The sequence below is a fragment of the Sphaerisporangium sp. NPDC049002 genome (genome assembly GCF_040649355.1).
Lineage (GTDB): Bacteria > Actinomycetota > Actinomycetes > Streptosporangiales > Streptosporangiaceae > Sphaerisporangium.
Genome location: NZ_JBEZFH010000156.1, coordinates 1 through 18,466, shown reverse-complemented (window position 1 = coordinate 18,466; position 18,466 = coordinate 1). Strand labels below are relative to the sequence as shown.

The window sequence follows — 18,466 nt, the reverse complement described above, 5'->3', positions numbered from 1 at the left end:
TCACTCACCGCGTCTCGCTGCTTGGACAGCAGCACGTAGCTGGCTATGCCGCTGATCACCGCGACCACGACGGCGGCCAGCAAGGCCATCAGGGAAGCGGGCCTCCCTCGTTGGATCACGGAACGGGATGGGGGGGACATCAGTGGCATAGCAGCTCCTGACGTGGACGGGGATCAGCGCACGACGCCAGACGCGCCGGCCCAGGGACGCAGGGCCGAGCAGGCGCGCGACGGATCGGCAACACGCAAGAGAGCGCTCTCTCGAATAGCAGCTTCATCGACGTTTGTGGAATCGTCAAGATGAACTGTCTGAAACATTCCGATCACGGCAAGTGTTTCGCCCCAAGGTGTTCCGCCGCCCCATCCCGACGACCTTCGCCGCCGTTCCCGTCAATGGCTCACGAAAAGGACGCCGAGCCCGGCTCCCCCTAGAGGGAGCCGGGCTCGCCCTACGGCCGGGAAGGTCAGTATTGGCGGTGCTCGTCGGTCAGCCCGTTGCGCGGGTTGTAAGTGCAGTAGAAAATGCCGCCGAACGTCTTCTGATCGTAGGCCGCCATCTTCTTGCAGTCGTTGCAGTCGGGGAACGACTCAATGAAGCTGCTGTTCGGGCGGGCAGAGGTCGGCAGGCCACACGTGTTGGCCGTGACCTGGGCCGACACCTTCATACTCGATCCGGCGGTCACCGACGCCGACACGGGCGCGGCGAAGAGGGCCGACGCCACAAGGGCCGTGGCCGCGACGGCCGCCCCCGCGAGCCGTCGGTGAATGACAGTGCGCATGGCATTCCTCCAATAGTCCTGAAGTGCACGCATGAGGTTCTTCAACGCATCTCCGATGCCTGGAGAAGTACTCCTCCGGACAGAGCCTTTCGCGGCCAGAACGGAACCACAACATGTTTCGGTCCTGACCGAAAGGCCTTCCCAGTAAGGAAATATGGAGAAGAATCAGTCGACATGATGCGCCTGCACTTCACCGCCGCCGATCTGTGCCGGATCACCTTCGCTCCAGCCCCGAACGCGTTGCAGGAAGCGGCCCTGAGCGTACGCGGGCCGTCCAGCATGGGCTGGTCACGACCGGAGGTCCGGGAATGGCGCCGGTTGGTGAACGGCAGCCTGACGGGGCGCGCTGGAGCACTGATGGACGTGGTCCCCCCGCATGGATTCATGCCGGACTTCCTTCTCCAGCCGGACGCGGCCGACCTGTCCACAGGTCTGGAACTGGCCAGGCAGACCCCCGCCGAGCAGCTCGCAGCCGATCTGACCCGGCTTTCCCTGTGCGTGGGCGGATCGTGGAGACGCGAATTGGCCTCCGGCGAAGCCGGCGCGTGGCAGACTTTCGCCGGCGACCTGCACGGCTACTTCTCCTCATCGCTGGCGCCATGGTGGCCGCTGATCCGCGACACGGCCGCCGCCGACCGGGCCCTGCGCGCCGAGACGCTGCTGCGCGGCGGAAACGACGCTCTGCTCGCGACCCTGAGCGCTTACTGCCGCTGGGAACTACCGGTCCTGCATGTCCAGATGCAGGGCGAACACGATGTCCAGCTGTGCGGGTACGGCCTGCTGCTGGTCCCGTCGTACTTCGCCCCCGGCCCCCTCTTCATGTACCGGCCCGGCCGCTCCGCCGTACTGGTGTACCCGATGTATGCCGGAGATCGGCCGGCCACCGCGAGGGACGCGCTCGGCCCCCTGCTCGGGCGCACCCGGGCGGCCGTCCTGGCCACATTGCGGCACCCGGCCACGACCAGCGCCTTGGCCGAACGGCTCGCCATCTCCCGCGCGTCCGCCAGTGAGCACACGACCGTGCTGCGCAACGCCGGACTGATCGCGACCACCCGGATGGGCAGCGCGGTCCTCCACGCGTTGACCCCTCTAGGCTCGACCCTGCTGGACGGCGACTCCGCCGCCGGCTGAACGTTCAGCCGCGTCGGGCGAGACGCTGTTGGAGCCAGGTGAGAGTGGCCAGGCCGATCGTGCGTTTGGTCTGGACGATCGGTTCCAGTCCCGGCGGTGCCGGGCGGAGGGCGCTGCCGAGGAACGCGCCGGCATGGGCGGCGATGACACCGTCGACGGCGCGTGGGGGGAGTCCCGCGGCAATCGGGTGCTCCTGGAGGAAAGGGTCGGGATCGATGCGGTCGGCCGCGACGCTGGACAGCAGGATGACAAGGTCGATGATCGGCGAGCCGAGCCTGGCGTGGGGCCAGTCGACGAACCAGACGTGGTCGTCGGTAAGCAGGATGTTGTGCGGGAACAGGTCGAAGTGAACAAGGGATTCGCCGTATGCGAACCGATGCCCTTCCTGTTCGGCGCTGACGAGTAGCGCCAGGTTGTCCGCCGCCCACCGGGACCGCTCCGGCAGTAGTCCCAGTAGTTCACGATCCGCGGCGACGTCGGCCCATCCGCCCAGCCGGGGATGCTCGTGCGACAGTGGCACAGGCGTGGGGGTCGGCCTCTGCGCGAGGCCCGTAAGCCGCGCGAGCACTCGCCTCAGCTCGGAAGTGGTCCAGGGGTTGCGCGGGTTCGATGCCGTCGATGTGCTCGAAGGCCAGTGCCACCCAGTCCCCGTCGTCGATGGCCCCGATCATCCGGGGCGCTGGAATGTCCGCAGGTCGCGCCCTCCTGAACTACGTCACCTTGGGGCAGAGGGTGCCGTTGCTCGGGGGTGACAAGGAGACCAGGTAGCGGTCTACGGCGTCGTCGATGCAGGTGGAGCCGGTGCGGTAGGCGGTGTGGCCGTCGCCGTCGTAGCTGAGCAGGACGCCGGAGCTCAGCTCCGAGGCCAGGGACTTCGCCCATTCGTACGGCGTGGCCGGGTCGCGTTGGGTGCCGACGACCATGATAGGGGGCGAACCGGCGGCCTTGAGGGGCTTGTTGGTGCCCGTCGGCTTGACCGGCCAGTATTCGCACGGCAGCGAGCCCCACATGACGTACGCCCCGAAGTGCGGCGACTCCTTCTGCGCCGCCCGCGCGGCGTCCTCGTACGCGGAGATCTTGTGCGGGTACGGATGGTCGAGGCAGTTGACGGCCATGTTGGCCTCGGTCTGGTTGGAGTACGTCCCGTCCTGGTGCCGGTCGACCAGGATGTCGGCCAGCTTCAGCAACGTCGTGCCGTCGCCGCGGAACGCCTGGCCGAGGGCGGCCCGCAGGACCGGCCACGAACGCTTGTCGTAGAGCGCGGTGACGATGCCGAGCGTCGTCCAGGACTCGTCGATCTTGCGGCTGTCGCCGGTGTTGTTACGCAGCGGCTGCTGGTCGGTGGCCTGCAACAGGTTCGTGAGCTGCGTCAGCGCCATGTCGGTGTTCCTGGAGGAGAACGGGCACGAGGACTCCTTGAAGCAGTCGTCCAGGAACGAGCGGAAGGCCACCTCGAAACCGCGCGCCTGGGCGGCGTTGACGTCCGGCACCGGCGCGAGAGCGGGGTCGATGGCCCCGTCGAGCACCAAGGCGCGGACCTTCTTCGGGAACAGGTCCGCGTAGACCGCGCCCAGGTACGTGCCGTACGACTTGCCCAGGTAGGTCAGTCCCTGGTCGCCGAGGGCGGCCCGCAGGACGTCCATGTCGCGAGCGGCGTCGGCTGTGCCGACGTGCGGCAGGAGCTTGGCCGACTTGGCCTCGCACCCCTCCGCGAACTCCTTGGCCCCCCTCGCCAGCGCGGCGACCTCGGCGGGGTTGTCGGGCGTGCCGTCGAGCCCGATGAACTTGTCCAGTTGCGCACCGGTGAGGCAGCGGACGGGCGAGGACTCGCCGACGCCTCGCGGGTCGAAGCCCACGGTGTCGAACCGGGACAGGACGGCCGGGCTCAGCACGGTCTTGGCGGCGCGGGCGTACTCGATGCCGGACCCCCCGGGCCCTCCCGGGTTGAGCAGGATCGAGCCGACGCGCTCGCCGCCCGTGGCCGGGAGCCGCACCACGCTGATCTTGATCTGCTCGCCCCCGGGGTTGGCGTAGTCGAGCGGGACGTTCAGGTGACCGCACTGGAAGTTGTCCTTGCAGGGCGTCCAGGCGATCTTCTGGGTGTAGAAGGGCGCGAGCGCCTCCGAGGGCGCCTGGGTGGCGGCGGCGCCGGCCGGGGGATCGACCGGTGACGATCCGTCCCTCGGATGGTCCGCGTTTCCCTTGGCGGAGCACCCCGAGGCGATCAGCATCGCCGCGACAAGAGCGGTAGCCGTACGGCTAGCGCCTGAAAAGCGCATCATGCGCCGACCACCTATCCCCCGTTGTGGAACGCCGGCCGGTTGATCACCCACGCGGCGCTTAGTTACTACCCCGCCCACCTGGGATTTCACTCCTCAGTGGATTCCTGCCCACCGTACTTCGCATCGTGCTGCAGGCGGGGTGCGCACACGCTCGCTCGCGAGCAGGCGCACCGGCGACCCCCGTCGTTCAACCGCACCACGACCGAGTCGGAAGGCACATTGTGCCCGACGACGGTTCCCGGGCCTTCGGGTGTGTCCACCGCGACCCCCACGCGCGGCGCCGATGCGCGGAACTCCTGGTACAAGGGGTGTTCGTACTTCAGGCAGCACATCAGACGCCCGCAGGCTCCGGCGATGCGCAGCGGATTGACCGGGAGATCCTGGTCCTTGGCCATGCGGACCGACACGGGCTCGAAGTCCTTGAGGAAGGTCGCGCAGCACAGGTCACGGCCGCAGGGGCCGATGCCGCCCTGCAACCGCGCCTCGTCACGCGGCCCGATCTGCCGTAACTCGACCCTGGCCCTCAGGTTGCGGGCCAGGTCCCGGACGAGCGCGCGGAAGTCGACCCGGTGCGGAGCGGAGAAGTACACCGTGTAGACGTTGTCGGCGTCGAGGTAGTCGACGCCGACGATCTTCATGGGCAGCTCGTGCCGCTTGATCAGGCGCTTGGACACGCTGCGGGCCTCGGCGCGCCGGCGACGGTTCCCCTCGTCACGGCCGAGGTGCTCCTCGTCGGCGATGCCCTCGCAGACCGGCAGGCCGTCGATGTCCTCGCTGACCCACTGCGGCGCCCACACGCACTCGGCCACCTCGGGCCCGGCGTCGGTCGGGACCAGCACCTTGTCGCCGACCTTGGGACTGTGGCCGCCCGGATCGAGGTAGTAGAGCCTCCCGTAGCGAGCGAAGCTCACGGCCATGATCATGCCCACGGAACGCCTCAGCCTCCTCGCCGGTACGGCTCACGCTCGCGCACAACCGCACTCGCGAACCGATGCGCGCTTGGGCCCCACATTACGCGTACATCGCTTCCGAAAGGCAATACCCGCCCCGGCGCCACACCGGCCACCAGCGTGCCGCCCGAGGAGCGGAGCCGCCAGGGGATGGGCGTCAGATCATCGAACCTGGCCGCCAGAGGGAGACGGTCATCGCCTCGACGGCGATCTGGGGGTTCACGTTGGCGGCCAGACGCTCGCGGCAGAGCATGAGCGCGTCGATCCGCCGCAGGGTGTCCTCCGGCGAGCTCGATCGCGCCAGCGCGGCGAGGTCCGGGCCGCGATCTTCGGTGGACAGCTCGACTTGGGCCCCGAACTGCACGGCGAGCACGTCACGGTAGAACGCGACCAGGTCGAGCAGCGCCACGTCGAGCGAGTCGCGCTTGATGCGGGTGGCCCGTGACTTCTGCTTGTCCTCCAGGTCCTTCATCGCGCCCGCTCCGCCGCGGACGAGCCCCCTGTTGAGCCCCTTGCCCGTGGACCCCTCGCCGTAGATCTTGCGCAGCTCGGTCGTCTCGGACTCGTTGAGGTGGGTGGTCGCCTCCTCCGCGTCCTCCGACGAGGTCTTGACCAGGCGCTCGGCGGCGTCGACGCACTCGCCGACGCCGGTCAGCGAGCGCGGCAGCGACAGCACCGCCTCGCGGCGGCGGCGTACCTCCTCGTCCAGGGCGAGCCGTCGCGCCCGGCCGACGTGCCCCTGCGTGGCCCGAGCGGCGAACAGCGCCATCTCCGGCGGCACGTTGTCGCGCGTGGCCAGCACGTGGGCGATCGCCGCCGTGGCCGGGGTGCGCAGGGTGACGACCCGGCACCGCGACCGGATGGTGATCACCATGTCGTCGGGAGAGGGCGAGCACAGCAGCCACACCGTGCGCGGCGGAGGCTCCTCGATGGCCTTGAGCAGGGCGTTCGCGGCGGCCTCCGTGGCCCGGTCGGCGTCCTCGAACAGCATGACCCGCCACCGCCCGAGCGTCGGAGCGCCCGAGGCCCGCAGCACCAGCTCGCGTGTCTGCTTGACGCTGTACGACAACCCCTGCGGACGTACCACCTCGACGTCGGGATGGGAGCCTACGCTCACCTGGTGGCACAGGTCGCAGTGGCCGCAGCCTCCGTCGGGGCAGAGCAGGGCCGCGGCGAAGGCCTGAGCGGCCTCGGAGCGCCCCGATCCGGGCGGGCCCGTGAACAGCCAGGCGTGGGTCATGCCCGCGCCGCGCCCTCCCGCGAGTGCCTCGGCACCGGCCTCCGCGGCACGCTGGAGCACGGCCGCCGCCTGCTCCTGGCCCACCAGGTCGTCGAAGACTGTCACGCAGGCCAGGTTAGTCGCGGATGGCGGGCATCGTGCCGGTGATGGCCTCGGTCTCCTGCGGGACGGGATCGGGAAGGATCTCCCGGACGCGGTCCTGGATCAGCCGGGAGATCTCCTCCTGGGTCTGGAGGCCGTCGACGACCAGGTAGCGGTCGGGGTCGGCGGCGGCCAGCGCCCGGAACTCACGGCGGACCCGCTCGTGGAACTCCAGGGGCTCGGACTCGATGCGGTCGGCGGGCGAGCCCAGCCTGGCGAGCCCGACCGACGGCGGCACGTCGATCAGCACGGTGAGATCGGGCACCAGCGCGCCCGTGGCCCAGGAGTTCACCTTGGCGACGTCCTGCGCCTCCAGTTCCCGTCCGGCACCCTGGTAGGCCAGCGAGGAGTCGACGTACCGGTCACAGGTGACCATCGCCCCCCGGTAGAGCGCGGGCCTGATGACCTTCTCGACGTGCTCGGCGCGGTCGGCCGCGTACAGCAACGTCTCGGCGCGGGCGGAAAGCCCCTGGTGGGCGGCGTCCAGCAGGATGGCCCGGAGCCGCATGCCGATCTTGGTCGAGCCGGGCTCGCGGGTCTGGACGACGTCGAAGCCCTGGTCGCGCAGCCAGATGGCGGCCAGCCGCGACTGGGTCGTCTTGCCCGACCCCTCGCCGCCCTCGAAGGCGATGAACAGGCCGCGCGACTGCTCGGCGGTCTCGGGCACGAACCGCTCGCCGCGCAGGGCGGCCATCAGGTCGGACCCGATGGGCACGTGGCGCCGGTCGTCCATGTGCCGCAGGGCGAGCACGCCGACGGCGACCGCCACGATGGCGCCGATCAGCATGACGAGGTTGGGGCCGTCGAAGTTGTAGGCCACCCCGGCGCCGATCGTGAACCGGTGCTTGCCGAACAGGCCGGCGAGGGCGGGGGCGACGGCGACCACGAGGAGGAGGGTGACCCGGGCGAGCGACTGCAGGAAGGAGAACGTGCGGCCGCGCATGCCGTCTTCGACTTCCAGGCCGATCAGCGTGTACCCGATGATCCACGCGATGCCCGCGCACGCGCCGAGCACGACGACCAGCATGACCACGATCACCAGGTTGTGGATGAGCGCGGTGGCGGCGAGCACGATGCCGGCCGTGATGATCGCGAGCCCGAACAGGCGCCGCCGCGACAGCTCGCTCAGCAGGCGGGGGCCGAAGAAGATGCCGAGGGCCATGCCGACGAACACCGCGGCGAAGACCATGCCGTACGCGGCGTCCCCGCCGCCGAGCGTGACCACGTACACCTTGGCGATGCCGATGACCGCGCCGCCCGCCGCGAACGCCCCCAGCATGCCGATGACCAGGCCGCGGACCATGCGGTTGGCGCCGACGTACCGCCAGCCCTCGACGATCTGCCTGAGCATCGACGGCGTGGAGACCCGGGTGGTGTGCCCCTTGGGGATGCTCTTGAGCGTGAAGATCAGGAACGCGGAGATCAGATAGGCCAGGGCGTTGATGACCAGCGCCGGATGCGCGGGCTCCCAGGCCATGCTCGGGACGGCCTTGCCCAGCACCTCGACGACCACCGAGATCACCGCGAACAGCGCCGCGGCGACCGGCGCCGTGCCGTACGTCACCAGCAGGTTGAGCTGGTTGGCCTCCTCCAGCCGCTCTTTGGGCACCAGGTTGGGCACGGTCGCGTCCTTGGCGGGCACCCAGAAGAGGTTCACGCACTCGACGAGGAACGTGGCGACGATGATCCACTGGTAGCTGTTGACCAGCGGGATCGACAGCACTAGGGCGAACCGCAGCAGGTCGCTGAAGAACATCGTGAGCCGCCGGTCGAACCGGTCGGCGAACGCGCCGGCGAGCGGCCCGAGCACGACGGCGGGCAGCATCTTGACGACGAAGACGCCGCCGATGGCGAGGCTCTGCGCCTGGTAGCCGGAGTTCCTGGTGAGGTACGCGGCGAAGGCCGTGATCGCGATGATGTTCAGCCAGTCGCCCAGGCTGCAGACCGCCATGGCCGTCCAGAGCCGACGAAATGGTGCGTTCGCCAGCACGTGCGGGGATTTACGACGCGTAGCGGACCGGCCGGAGGTGGTCATGATGTCAGCGTATCCAGGTGCTCGCTGGGCTGGGGCGGATCGAAGGCAGGACCGAATCGCCTGCCCGCTCCTCTCCCGAGCGTATTACCTACCCGGCGCCTCTCGCAGGCGACATGCAGGGAAAGGTCAGATTGATCCCGCATTGGCGGGACGCCCGAAGCGGACAACCTTGCCGGCGAAGACCACCCAGCGGTCACCAGAGGGGCGACGGCCCTGTGCCTGGCGACACCCCGAAAGTAACCCGGACGCGAGGAATCGCGACAAAGACGGTGCCCACTACAGGCCACCCTCTTGCCAACGATAAGGTAACCCTGTCCTAATTTAGGCAAGGCTAAGGCAAGCATCAGGGAGACCACAGTGTTCGCGAGTTACCTCATCGGTCTGAGAGAGGGCCTCGAAGCGACCCTTGTCGTCTCCATCCTTGTCGCCTTCCTGGTGAAGAGCGACCGCCGCGACAGGCTGCCGCTCGTGTGGATCGGGGTCGCCGCGGCCGTGGCCCTGTCGGTCTCGTTCGGCGCGCTGCTCACCTTCACCGCCGCACAGCTCGACTCGCGCCAGCACGAGCTGTTCGACGCGATCGCGTCGCTCGCCGCAACGGTGTTCGTCACCTTCATGATCTTCTGGATGCGTACGGCCGCCCGGCGCCTGTCCGGCGACCTGCGCGCGAAGCTCAGCGACGCGCTGAACCTCGGCGCCGGGGCCGTCGTCGTCATGGCCTTCCTCGCGGTGGCGCGCGAGGGGCTGGAGACCGCGCTGCTGTTCTTCGCCGCCGCCCAGGGCGCGACCACCAGCTCCACCCCGCTCATCGGCATCTCCCTCGGCCTCGCCACCTCGATCGCGCTCGGCTGGGCGCTGTACGCGAGCGCGCTGCGCATCAACCTCGGCAAGTTCTTCACCTGGACCGGCCTGCTGCTGATCGTGGTGGCCGCGGGCATCTTCAAGTACGGCGTGCACGACCTCATCGAGGCCGGCGTGGTCCGTGTGCTGGACACTCCGGCCTTCGACCTGACGAGCGCCCTGCCGCCCGACGCCTGGTACACGACCCTGCTCAGCGGCATCTTCAACTTCACCCCGCAGCCCAGCATCCTGGAGACCATCGCCTGGGTGGCCTACCTCGTGCCGGTGCTGTTGCTGTTCATCGTGCCTTCCCGCAAGGGACCCGGCGCCTCACGCGCGCCGTCCGCGGCCGCCGCGTCCACCTCCTCCTGACCCCTTTCCTCCCTCATGACCTCGATAGATGCGACCCCGGTCGACCCGAACTGGAGAACCATGCGTACCCCCCTTGCCCTCACCGCAGGCGCGCTGGCCCTGGCGGGGCTCACCGCCTGCTCGTCGACGAGCGGCGGGGATGACACGGCCGCCCAGTCCTCCGGCAAGCCCGGCAAGATCACAGTCGCCGCCTCCGACACCGACTGCAAGGTCTCCACGGCCGCCCTGCCCGCCGGCACCTCGACGTTCTCCGTCACCAACGGGGGCAGCAAGGTCACCGAGTTCTACGTGTACGCCGCCGGTGACCGCGTCATGGGCGAGGTGGAGAACATCGTCCCCGGGCTCACCCGCGAGGTCCTCATCGAGCTGCCCGCGGGCGCGTACGAGGCGGCCTGCAAGCCCGGCATGATCGGCAAGGGCATCCGCAACCCGCTGAAGGTCACCGGCGCGGCCGTACCGCTCACCGACGACGCCAAGCTCGCCAAGGCGACCACCGACTACCAGCGGTACGTGAAGAGCCAGAGCGAAACCCTGCTGGTCAAGACCCAGGAGTTCGTGGACGCCGTCAAGGCTGGCGACATCGACAAGGCCAAGGCGCTGTTCCCGATCGCCCGCACGTACTGGGAGCGCATCGAGCCCGTCGCCGAGAGCTTCGGCGACCTCGACCCCGCCATCGACGCCCGCGAGGGCGATCTGGCCAAGGGCGAGGAGTGGACCGGATTCCACAAGATCGAAAAGGACCTGTGGGTCACGAAGGACATCAGCAAGGACGGTCCGATCGCGGACAAGCTGATGGCCGACGTGAAGGAGATCGTCGCGAGGTCGATCACGGAGAAGGTCGCCCCCCTCAAGCTGGCGAGCGGCGCCAAGGAGCTCCTCGACGAGGTCGCCACCGGCAAGATCACCGGCGAGGAGGACCGCTACTCGCACACCGACCTGTGGGACTTCGCCGCCAACCTCGAAGGGTCGCAGGCGGCGGTCTCCGCCCTTCGCCCGGTCCTGGACGAGCGCGCCCCCGACCTCGCCAAGACGCTGGACGAGAAGTTCGCGGCGGCCGAGGACACCCTGGCCAAGCACAGGTCGGGCGACGGCTGGAAGCTCCACACCGAGCTGTCCAAGGCCGACCTCAAGGAACTGTCCGATGCCATCAACGCCCTCGCGGAGCCGATCAGCAAGGTGGCCGCAGTGGTGGCCCAGTGAGCCGGCCCCGTCCCACCGCGGGACCGCGTACGGGCAGGGCCGCAGGTTCGAGACCGCAAACGGGCGAGGAGGCGAAGTGACGCAGATCAACCGCCGCAGGCTGTTCGGGATGGGGGCGGCCGGCGTGGCCGCCGTCGGTGTGGGGGCATTCGCCACCCACTCCGTGCTGGAGGGCGCGGCGCCCGCCGCCGCGGCCTCCGCCTCCGATCCCGTGCCGTTCTACGGCGAGCACCAGGCCGGCATCGTCACCCCCGCCCAGGACCGCCTGCACTTCGTCAGCTTCGACGTCATCACCAAGAAGCGCGCCGAGCTGGTCGACCTGCTCCAGGAGTGGACCGCGGCGGCGGCTCGGATGACCCAGGGCAAGGACGCGGGGACGTTCGGCGCCGTCGGCGGCGCGATCGAGGCCCCGCCGGACGACACCGGCGAGGCGCTCGGCCTGCCCGCCTCCGGGCTCACCATCACCATCGGCTTCGGGCCGTCGCTCTTCGACGCCCGCTTCGGGCTCGCGAGCAAGAGACCCGCCGCCCTGGCCGACCTGCCGAAGTTCCCCGGCGAGGACCTCCTCGCCGAGATCTCCGGCGGCGACATCTGCGTCCAGGCCTGCGCCCACGACCCGCAGGTCGCGGTGCACGCGGTACGCAACCTGGCGAGGATCGGCTTCGGCAAGGTGTCGATCCGCTGGTCGCAGCTCGGCTTCGGCCGTACGTCCTCGACCTCGCGCGCGCAGGCCACCCCGCGCAACCTGATGGGCTTCAAGGACGGCACCAACAACCTCAAGCTCGAAGACGCCGCCCTGCTCAGGCAGCAGCTGTGGGCCGCACCCGGGGACGGGCCCGCGTGGATGGACGGCGGCAGCTACATGGTCACGCGCAAGATCCGCATGAACATCGAGACCTGGGACAGGACCTCCCTGTCCGAGCAGCAGCAGATCTTCGGCCGCGACAAGGGCGAGGGCGCGCCGCTCGGCAAGAAGCACGAGTTCGACCAGCTCGACTTCGCCGCCAAGGACCCCGAAGGCGCCCCGGTCATCGCGATGGACTCCCACGTACGGCTCGCGCACCCCTCGACGCACGGGAACGCCCACCTGCTCCGGCGGGGCTACAACTACGTGGACGGCTCCGACGGGCTCGGACGGCTCGACGCCGGGCTGTTCTTCATCGCCTACCAGCGGGACCCGCACAAGCAGTTCGTCCCCATCCAGATGGAGCTGGCCCGCAAGGACTCCCTGAACGAGTACATCAAGCACGTCTCCAGCGGCCTGTTCGCCTGCCCGCCGGGACTCCGCGACGCCGGCGACTACTGGGGCCGGACCCTGTTCGCCTGAGCGCTCGACGACGCCCCTGAGGACGTACATCTCTACGTGCCTGCCGACGACGCCGGGCTGGGAGGCTCTCAACGCGTCTGAGGACGCCTCACATCGAGCGTGAGGCGTCCTCAGACGGGCGTCAGGACTTCGCGCCGGCCTTCGCGCGCGGGCGCTTCGGCGCCGGGCCGCGGGCGCGGCGCTCCGCGAGGAGCTCGGCGGCGCGCTCGATCGTGATCTCCTCCACGGAGTCTTCCTTGCGCAGCGACGCGTTGGTCTCGCCGTCGGTCGCGTATGGCCCGAAACGGCCCTCCTTGACCACGACCGGCTTCTTGGAGACCGGGTCCACGCCGAGCTCCCGCAGCGGCGGGGCGGCGGCCGCACGGCCCCGTCCCCGCTGCTTGGGCTGGGCGAACAGCTCCTTGGCCTGCTCGATCGTGACCGTGAAGAGCTCCTCTTCCGAGGCCAGCGAGCGTGAGTCGGTGCCCTTCTTGATGTACGGCCCGAACCTGCCGTTCTGCGCGGTGACCTCCTCGCCGTCGACCTCCCCCAGCACTCGGGGCAAGGACAGCAGCTTGAGCGCGTCGTCCAGCGACACGGTGTCCAGCGACATCGACTTGAGCAGGGAGCTCGTACGCGGCTTGGCCGCGACCTTCTTGGTCTTCTTCTTGCCGTCGGCGGGAGGCTCCTCCTCGGGCAGCAACTCGGTCACGTACGGCCCGAAACGCCCGGTCTTGGCCACGATCATGTGCCCGGTGGCCGGGTCGGCCCCCAGCTCACGCTCGCCGCTCGGCTGGCTGAACAGCTCCTCGGCCTTCTCGGCCGTGAGCTCGTCGGGCGCGAGGTCCTCGGGGACGTTGACGCGTGCCCCGTCGCGGTCGAGGTAGGGGCCGTACCGCCCGACGCGGATCACGATGTCGGTGCCCTTGATCGGGAACGAGCTGATCTCGCGGGCGTCGATGTCCCCGAGGTCGCTCACCAGCTCCTTGAGGCCGTCGTCGCCCTGCTCGCCGTAGTAGAACCGGCGCAGCTCGGGCACCCGCTCGGCCCTGGCGTTGGCGATGTCGTCGAGTACCTTCTCCATCTCGGCGGTGAAGTCGTAGTCGACGAGGTTGCCGAAGTGCCGTTCGAGCAGGTTGACCACGGCGAACGCCAGGAAGGACGGCACCAGCGCCGTGCCCTTCTTGAAGACGTATCCCCGGTCGAGGATCGTGCCGATGATCGACGCGTACGTCGACGGGCGGCCGATCTCGCGATCCTCCAGCTCCTTGACCAGCGACGCCTCGGTGAAGCGGGACGGCGGGCGGGTCGAGTGGCCCTCGGCCGCCAGCTCCAGGGCCGCCAGCGGGTCGCCCTGGCCGAGGTTGGGGAGCCGGCTCACCGAGTCGTCACGGGCGGTCGAGGGGTCGTCCGCCCCCTCCACGTACGCCTTCAGGAAGCCGTAGAACGTGATCGTGCGGCCGGAGGCGCTGAACTCGACGTTCTCGCCGGTGCTGGAGGTGCCGCCGATGCGCACGCTGACCGACTCGCCGACGGCGTCCTTCATCTGGGAGGCCACCGTGCGCTGCCAGATCAGCTCGTACAGCCGGAACATGTCCTGGGTGAGGCCGGTCTCGCCGGGCGTGCGGAACTCGTCCCCAGAGGGCCTGATGGCCTCGTGAGCCTCCTGGGCGTTCTTGACCTTGCTCGCGTACACCCTGGGCTTGTCCGGGACGTACTCCGAGCCGTACAGCCGCACGGCCTGGTTCCTGGCGGCGGTCAGCGCCGTCTCGGACAGCGTCGTGCTGTCGGTACGCATGTAGGTGATGAAGCCGTTCTCGTACAGCTTCTGCGCGACCTGCATCGTGTACTTGGCGGAGAAGCCGAGCTTCCGGCTGGCCTCCTGCTGCAGGGTCGTCGTCCGAAAGGGAGCGTACGGCTTGCGTGTGTACGGCTTGCTCTCGACCGACGTGACCGAATAGGCGGAGCCCTCCAGGCGCTGCGCCAGGGCGCGTGCGGCCTGCTCGTCGAGGTGGAGGGTCTCGGGGCTCTTGATCGTGCCGGTGCTGGCGAAGTCGCGGCCCTGCGCGACCCTGCGGCCGTCCACGCCGGTCAGGGTCGCGTTGAAGGACCTCGGGTCCTCGTCGCGGCCGGTGTCGAAGAGCGCCTGAAGGTCCCAGTAATCGGCCGAGGTGAACGCGATGCGCTCGCGCTCGCGCTCGACGACCAGCCTCGTGGCCACCGACTGGACGCGGCCGGCCGACAGGCGGGGCTTGACCTTCTTCCACAGGACCGGGCTGACCTCGTAGCCGTAGAGCCTGTCGAGGATGCGGCGGGTCTCCTGCGCGTCGACCAGGCGGAGGTTCAGGGCACGCGGGTTAGAGACCGCCTCGCGGATGGCCTGGGGCGTGATCTCGTGGAACACCATGCGGTGCACGGGGACCTTGGGCTTCAGCACCTCCTGCAGGTGCCAGGCGATCGCCTCGCCCTCGCGGTCCTCGTCAGTGGCGAGATAGAGCTCGTCGGCGTCCTTGAGAAGCTGCTTGAGCTTGGACACCTGCGATTTCTTGTCCGGGTTGACAACGTAGAGAGGCTCGAACTCGTGGTCCACGTTGACCCCGAGGCGGGCCCATGCCTCGCCCTTGTACCTCTCGGGGATGTCGTCGGCCTTTTCGGGCAAATCCCGAATATGGCCGATGCTGGACTCCACGATATAGCCGCGCCCGAGGTACCCGGCGATCGTCTTCGCCTTCGCGGGCGACTCGACGATCACCAGGCGGGTTCCGCCGGCGTTGCCGTTGTTGGCTGGCACGCTGCTTCCTACCTCGCTGTTCGCTGTCGTTCTCCTGCCGATCACGCACGAAGCGCCTAGGCGGCGCCCCGGTTGATCCGTCACAGGCATGAAGGTAACCCGTCGGACTACCCGGTCACTTACCGGTGTTCACCTACCTGGACCCGATACCCACGAGGACGCAGAATAGAGCCCAGAGAGTGCCAGCGTCCCCTTGCACACCCTTCGGAGACTAACCGCTGTGCTCGAGTACTCCTATTTGGACCTGTACCTCCCGCGCGGGACCACGCGGGAAACCGCCCGCAGGGTTCTTACTGAGCATGCCGAATACGGACATTGGGAGCTGGACCTCCTGCGGCTGTATCCCGATGGCCGTCGGTACGTACGGCTGCGCCGCAAGATCCTACGAGTGGCCAGCACACTGTAATCTCCGTCGGCCCCACTGTAACCCCCCCGGACATGGCTTTGCCCGCTCCGGGCCGCGCCCCCGGAACGGGCAAAGCATCTGTGCTTCGCCGCGCGAGTCCAGCTCAGCGGCCCAGGACCGCGGCCGTTCTCGCGGCGGCGAAGCGTCTATGGCTCCGCCGTGATATCACGGCGGAGGGTCTGCGATCGGCCGTTGGGTCACGGCGAACGATCTGGAGCCACAGCTAGTCGGCTCACTTCCGGCGCAGGCGGAGACGACGAGTGCCGGCGAACAGGGTGGCCGAGACGGCGAACAGGGCGCCCACGAGAAGGGCCGCCAGCGAGCCGGCGTTCATGCCCGTGACACCCAGCGGCTGCTCGGCGCTCATCAGGCCCGTGTTGACCGGCAGGTCGCGGGTCATCGAGCCGTTGACGACGCCGGAGGCCGGGGTACCGGAAAGAACCTTGCCCACGGGCCCGAGCGGGCTGTCGGCCGCGGGCGCCTGCGGCTTCTGGACCCCATCGGCGCGGCCCGGCGTCGCCGGGAGCTCGGGCAGGCCGAGCGCCTTCCCCAGCCCGCCGACCGGAAGCGCCTCACCGGACCCGCGCGTCAGCTCACTCGCCTCACCGGACCGTCGGTTCAGGTCGCCCGTGCCGCCGGACTGACGGGTCAGGTCGCCCGCCGCGCGCTCTCCCTGGAGGGCCGAAAGGAGGGGCGTCTCGGAGAGCAGACCGTGACCGGCTGGCCTGGCGCCGGAAACCTGGCCCGAGCTGCGCGCCCAGTGACCGTACCCTCCCTGACCGCCGTTGCCGCCGTTGCCGCCGCCCGCGTGAGCGCCGCCCAGGCAACCCGCCGCGGCGTCGCCGAGGACGGCCACCGCGTTGCCGCAGACGTTGATCGGCGCCGTGATCGGGGCGACGATCTGGTTGCCGCCGAGGATGCTGTGGCGCCCGTCGGTGAGGTTGCCGCCCGCGCCGCGACCCCCGCCGCCCTTCACCGAAGCGCCGCCACGGCACCCGGAGAACGCCTCACCGAGCACGGCGACGGAGTTGCCGCACACGTTGATCGGCGCCGTGATCGGAGCGACGATCTGGTTGCCCCCGAGCACCGAGGAGTGCCCGGACGTGCGGTTGCCACCCGCGCCGCCCCCACGACCGGCGGGCGGGACGCTGATGCCGCCCTCGCAGCCCGCGCTGCCGTTGCCGACGGCGTTGCCGCAGACGTTGATCGGCGCCGTGATCGGGGCGATGATCTGGTTGCCGCCGAGGATGCTGTGGCGCCCGTCGGTGAGGTTGCCGCCTGCCCCGGGGCCGCGTCGCGGGCCGTTCCCGTTGTAGCCGTTGCCGCCACCGCCACCCTTGACGTGCGCGCCGCCACGGCACCCGGAGAACGCCTCACCGAGCACGGCGACGGAGTTGCCGCAGATGTTGATCGGAGCGGTGATCGGAGCGACGATCTGGTTGCCGCCGAGGACGGAGGAGTGACCGGACGTACGGTTGCCACCCGCGCCCCGCCCGCCGCCGCCGTTCTGGACCGACGCACCACCCCGGCAGCCCGCGGTGGCCTCGCCGATGACCGCGACCGCGTTGCCGCAGGCGTTGATCGGAGCGTTGATCGGAGCGACGATCTGGTTGCCGCCGAGGACGCTGTGGCGCCCGTCGGTGAGGTTGCCGCCAGCGCCACCACCTCCGCCGCCGTTTCTCACGGTCGCGCCGCCCTGGCAGCCGGCGTCGGACCGCCCGACCAGGGAGACGGCGTTGCCACAGGCGTTGACGGGGGCGCTGATCGGCGCGTTCACCTGGTTGCCGCCCAGCACGCTGCCGTGCCCGGAGGTGCTGCCCTGGATGCCGCCCGCGCCGGAGCCGCCCTGGACGGACGAGCCGCCACGGGACGAGGCCGACGACTCGCCCGCCACGGCGACGGCGTTGCCGCTGATGTCGATGGGGATGTTGATCGGCAGGTTGATCTGGTTGCCGCCGCCCACCGAACCGCTGCCGGAGGTGTCGGCCAGAGCCGTACCACTGCTGAGAGCCATGACGCCTACCGCAAGAAGAGCTGCGGGAGCGGAGCCCTTCGCCCACGTTCGCATAACAGATCGCTCCTTGGTGATTTCTTGGGGGGAGTTCCTGACAGACCGCGAAGAGCACAAGGGGAAGCCACATGAGAGGCCGCACAGCCGCACGGTGGAGCCCGAGGTCGTCGCGAGACTGGAAATGACGTGTCACCCGCGCGGAGACGGCACAGGTCACTCCCGGGGGGAAGAGATCGGCAGCGCGCTCCGCTACCGGCCGGACAGCTCAGGTCGGGGCCGGTACAGAGGCGGGATCAGTCGGGAGAGAAAGAAGGGTCATCCGCTGCGGTGCGGACGACAGGGGCGGGCGCACTCGCCGTAAGGACGGGCGCGACCATGAGCCGCGGGTCGAAAACAGACCTCGCGACATCCCCGAGACCCGGCCCGTACGGACCGGAGCCACCACCCCGGGGAACGAAGCCATTGTCCCCGGCTGAGTGGTCGGCGGTGGATGGTGCGGGACGAGCGGGCTTCGACTGGCTGGTGAGCCCGTCGACGGTCCGCCCGGCCATCGCCCCGGCGTCTGCCAGGGCGCTGTCGCTGACCGTGGGGAAACCGCCGGCCAAGGCCGACCCGGCAGCGACATGAGGGGGTGTGGAGACGGAATGACCCGCCGCTCCGGCCTTGGCGGCCTTCGCGGCGTCGGACTGGCCGACCCTGATCGTTTTAGAGGCTTCGACAGCCGGCGCGCGACCCGCGGGGATGTGGGCATCCGCGACCGCGGGAGAGGCGCCTAGACAGGCGAAGAGAACGCTCAGGAGCCAGCCGGCGGCGATCAGGCCGCCGATGGCCAGCAGACGACCGAACCGGGAGCCGGCCACGAACCGTGCCATCCGGTTTTCCCGCGTCACGATCGCCTGGTGGCGGTGAACCCGCCGGGCACCGAGGACTGGGCGAGCTCCTGCCTGGCCTTATCCAGGTCGTACTCGTACTGCGGGATGGCGGCC

13 protein-coding genes are annotated in these 18,466 nt (G+C 69.6%); 5 read left to right on the top strand and 8 right to left on the bottom strand.

Features of this window, described 5'->3' with window-relative positions; genetic code table 11:
* Window positions 1-463: 463 nt before the first annotated feature.
* Window positions 464-778, bottom strand: a complete 315-nt coding sequence (locus AB0B89_RS26040; RefSeq protein ID WP_358557958.1) for a hypothetical protein — start codon at window positions 776-778, stop codon at window positions 464-466.
* A gap of 174 nt (window positions 779-952) precedes the next feature.
* On the opposite strand from AB0B89_RS26040, the gene AB0B89_RS26035 reads away from it, so the two are divergent.
* The gene (locus AB0B89_RS26035; RefSeq protein WP_358557955.1) at window positions 953-1,909 is read left to right on the top strand and encodes a winged helix-turn-helix domain-containing protein; all 957 of its coding nucleotides are present in this window, start codon (window positions 953-955) and stop codon (window positions 1,907-1,909) included.
* 4 nt (window positions 1,910-1,913) lie between these two features.
* On the opposite strand, the gene AB0B89_RS26030 is transcribed toward AB0B89_RS26035, so the two are convergent.
* The 5 genes from AB0B89_RS26030 to tmk all read right to left on the bottom strand — a co-directional run bounded on the left by AB0B89_RS26030 (window position 1,914) and on the right by tmk (window position 8,557).
* Window positions 1,914-2,477 carry a phosphotransferase gene (locus tag AB0B89_RS26030; RefSeq protein ID WP_358557952.1) on the bottom strand — a complete coding sequence of 188 codons (564 nt, stop codon included), beginning with the start codon at window positions 2,475-2,477 and terminating at the stop codon, window positions 1,914-1,916.
* Between the two features lie 142 nt (window positions 2,478-2,619).
* Window positions 2,620-4,140 carry an alpha/beta hydrolase gene (locus tag AB0B89_RS26025; protein WP_358557949.1) on the bottom strand — a complete coding sequence of 507 codons (1,521 nt, stop codon included), beginning with the start codon at window positions 4,138-4,140 and terminating at the stop codon, window positions 2,620-2,622.
* 137 nt (window positions 4,141-4,277) lie between these two features.
* Window positions 4,278-5,114 (bottom strand): regulatory iron-sulfur-containing complex subunit RicT, encoded by an 837-nt coding sequence (gene ricT, locus AB0B89_RS26020; RefSeq protein WP_358557961.1) that lies wholly within the window; start codon window positions 5,112-5,114, stop codon window positions 4,278-4,280.
* 184 nt (window positions 5,115-5,298) lie between these two features.
* On the bottom strand, window positions 5,299-6,486 hold the full coding sequence (locus AB0B89_RS26015) for a DNA polymerase III subunit delta' (RefSeq protein WP_358557946.1): 1,188 nt from the start codon (window positions 6,484-6,486) through the stop codon (window positions 5,299-5,301).
* A 10-nt stretch (window positions 6,487-6,496) separates the two neighbouring features.
* Window positions 6,497-8,557 carry a dTMP kinase gene (gene tmk, locus AB0B89_RS26010; protein WP_358557943.1) on the bottom strand — a complete coding sequence of 687 codons (2,061 nt, stop codon included), beginning with the start codon at window positions 8,555-8,557 and terminating at the stop codon, window positions 6,497-6,499.
* A 357-nt stretch (window positions 8,558-8,914) separates the two neighbouring features.
* On the opposite strand from tmk, the gene efeU reads away from it, so the two are divergent.
* The 3 genes from efeU to efeB all read left to right on the top strand — a co-directional run bounded on the left by efeU (window position 8,915) and on the right by efeB (window position 12,293).
* Entirely contained in the window at window positions 8,915-9,766 is an 852-nt protein-coding gene (efeU, locus tag AB0B89_RS26005) for an iron uptake transporter permease EfeU (RefSeq protein ID WP_358557940.1), read from the top strand.
* Window positions 9,767-9,826: 60 nt separating this feature from the next.
* Entirely contained in the window at window positions 9,827-10,966 is a 1,140-nt protein-coding gene (efeO, locus tag AB0B89_RS26000; RefSeq protein ID WP_358557937.1) for an iron uptake system protein EfeO, read from the top strand.
* A 76-nt stretch (window positions 10,967-11,042) separates the two neighbouring features.
* Window positions 11,043-12,293 (top strand): iron uptake transporter deferrochelatase/peroxidase subunit, encoded by a 1,251-nt coding sequence (efeB, locus tag AB0B89_RS25995; RefSeq protein WP_358557934.1) that lies wholly within the window; start codon window positions 11,043-11,045, stop codon window positions 12,291-12,293.
* A 121-nt stretch (window positions 12,294-12,414) separates the two neighbouring features.
* Here the strand turns inward: efeB and topA are convergent, their stop codons facing one another.
* Window positions 12,415-15,063, bottom strand: a complete 2,649-nt coding sequence (topA, locus tag AB0B89_RS25990) for a type I DNA topoisomerase (protein WP_358557930.1) — start codon at window positions 15,061-15,063, stop codon at window positions 12,415-12,417.
* Between the two features lie 220 nt (window positions 15,064-15,283).
* Between topA and AB0B89_RS25985 the strand changes: the two genes are divergently transcribed.
* Window positions 15,284-15,469 carry a DUF5703 family protein gene (locus AB0B89_RS25985; protein ID WP_358557927.1) on the top strand — a complete coding sequence of 62 codons (186 nt, stop codon included), beginning with the start codon at window positions 15,284-15,286 and terminating at the stop codon, window positions 15,467-15,469.
* A 232-nt stretch (window positions 15,470-15,701) separates the two neighbouring features.
* On the opposite strand, the gene AB0B89_RS25980 is transcribed toward AB0B89_RS25985, so the two are convergent.
* On the bottom strand, window positions 15,702-17,483 hold the full coding sequence (locus tag AB0B89_RS25980; protein ID WP_358557924.1) for a chaplin family protein: 1,782 nt from the start codon (window positions 17,481-17,483) through the stop codon (window positions 15,702-15,704).
* Window positions 17,484-18,466 lie beyond the last annotated feature (983 nt).

Coding starts and splice junctions, on each gene's coding strand:
- AB0B89_RS25980 (WP_358557924.1), bottom strand. CDS start 17,483: ATGGCTCTCAGCAGTGGTACGGCTCTGGCCGACACCTCCGGCAGCGGT.
- tmk (WP_358557943.1), bottom strand. CDS start 8,557: ATGACCACCTCCGGCCGGTCCGCTACGCGTCGTAAATCCCCGCACGTG.
- ricT (WP_358557961.1), bottom strand. CDS start 5,114: ATGATCATGGCCGTGAGCTTCGCTCGCTACGGGAGGCTCTACTACCTC.
- AB0B89_RS26040 (WP_358557958.1), bottom strand. CDS start 778: ATGCGCACTGTCATTCACCGACGGCTCGCGGGGGCGGCCGTCGCGGCC.
- AB0B89_RS26025 (WP_358557949.1), bottom strand. CDS start 4,140: ATGCTGATCGCCTCGGGGTGCTCCGCCAAGGGAAACGCGGACCATCCG.
- efeO (WP_358557937.1), top strand. CDS start 9,827: ATGCGTACCCCCCTTGCCCTCACCGCAGGCGCGCTGGCCCTGGCGGGG.
- AB0B89_RS26035 (WP_358557955.1), top strand. CDS start 953: ATGATGCGCCTGCACTTCACCGCCGCCGATCTGTGCCGGATCACCTTC.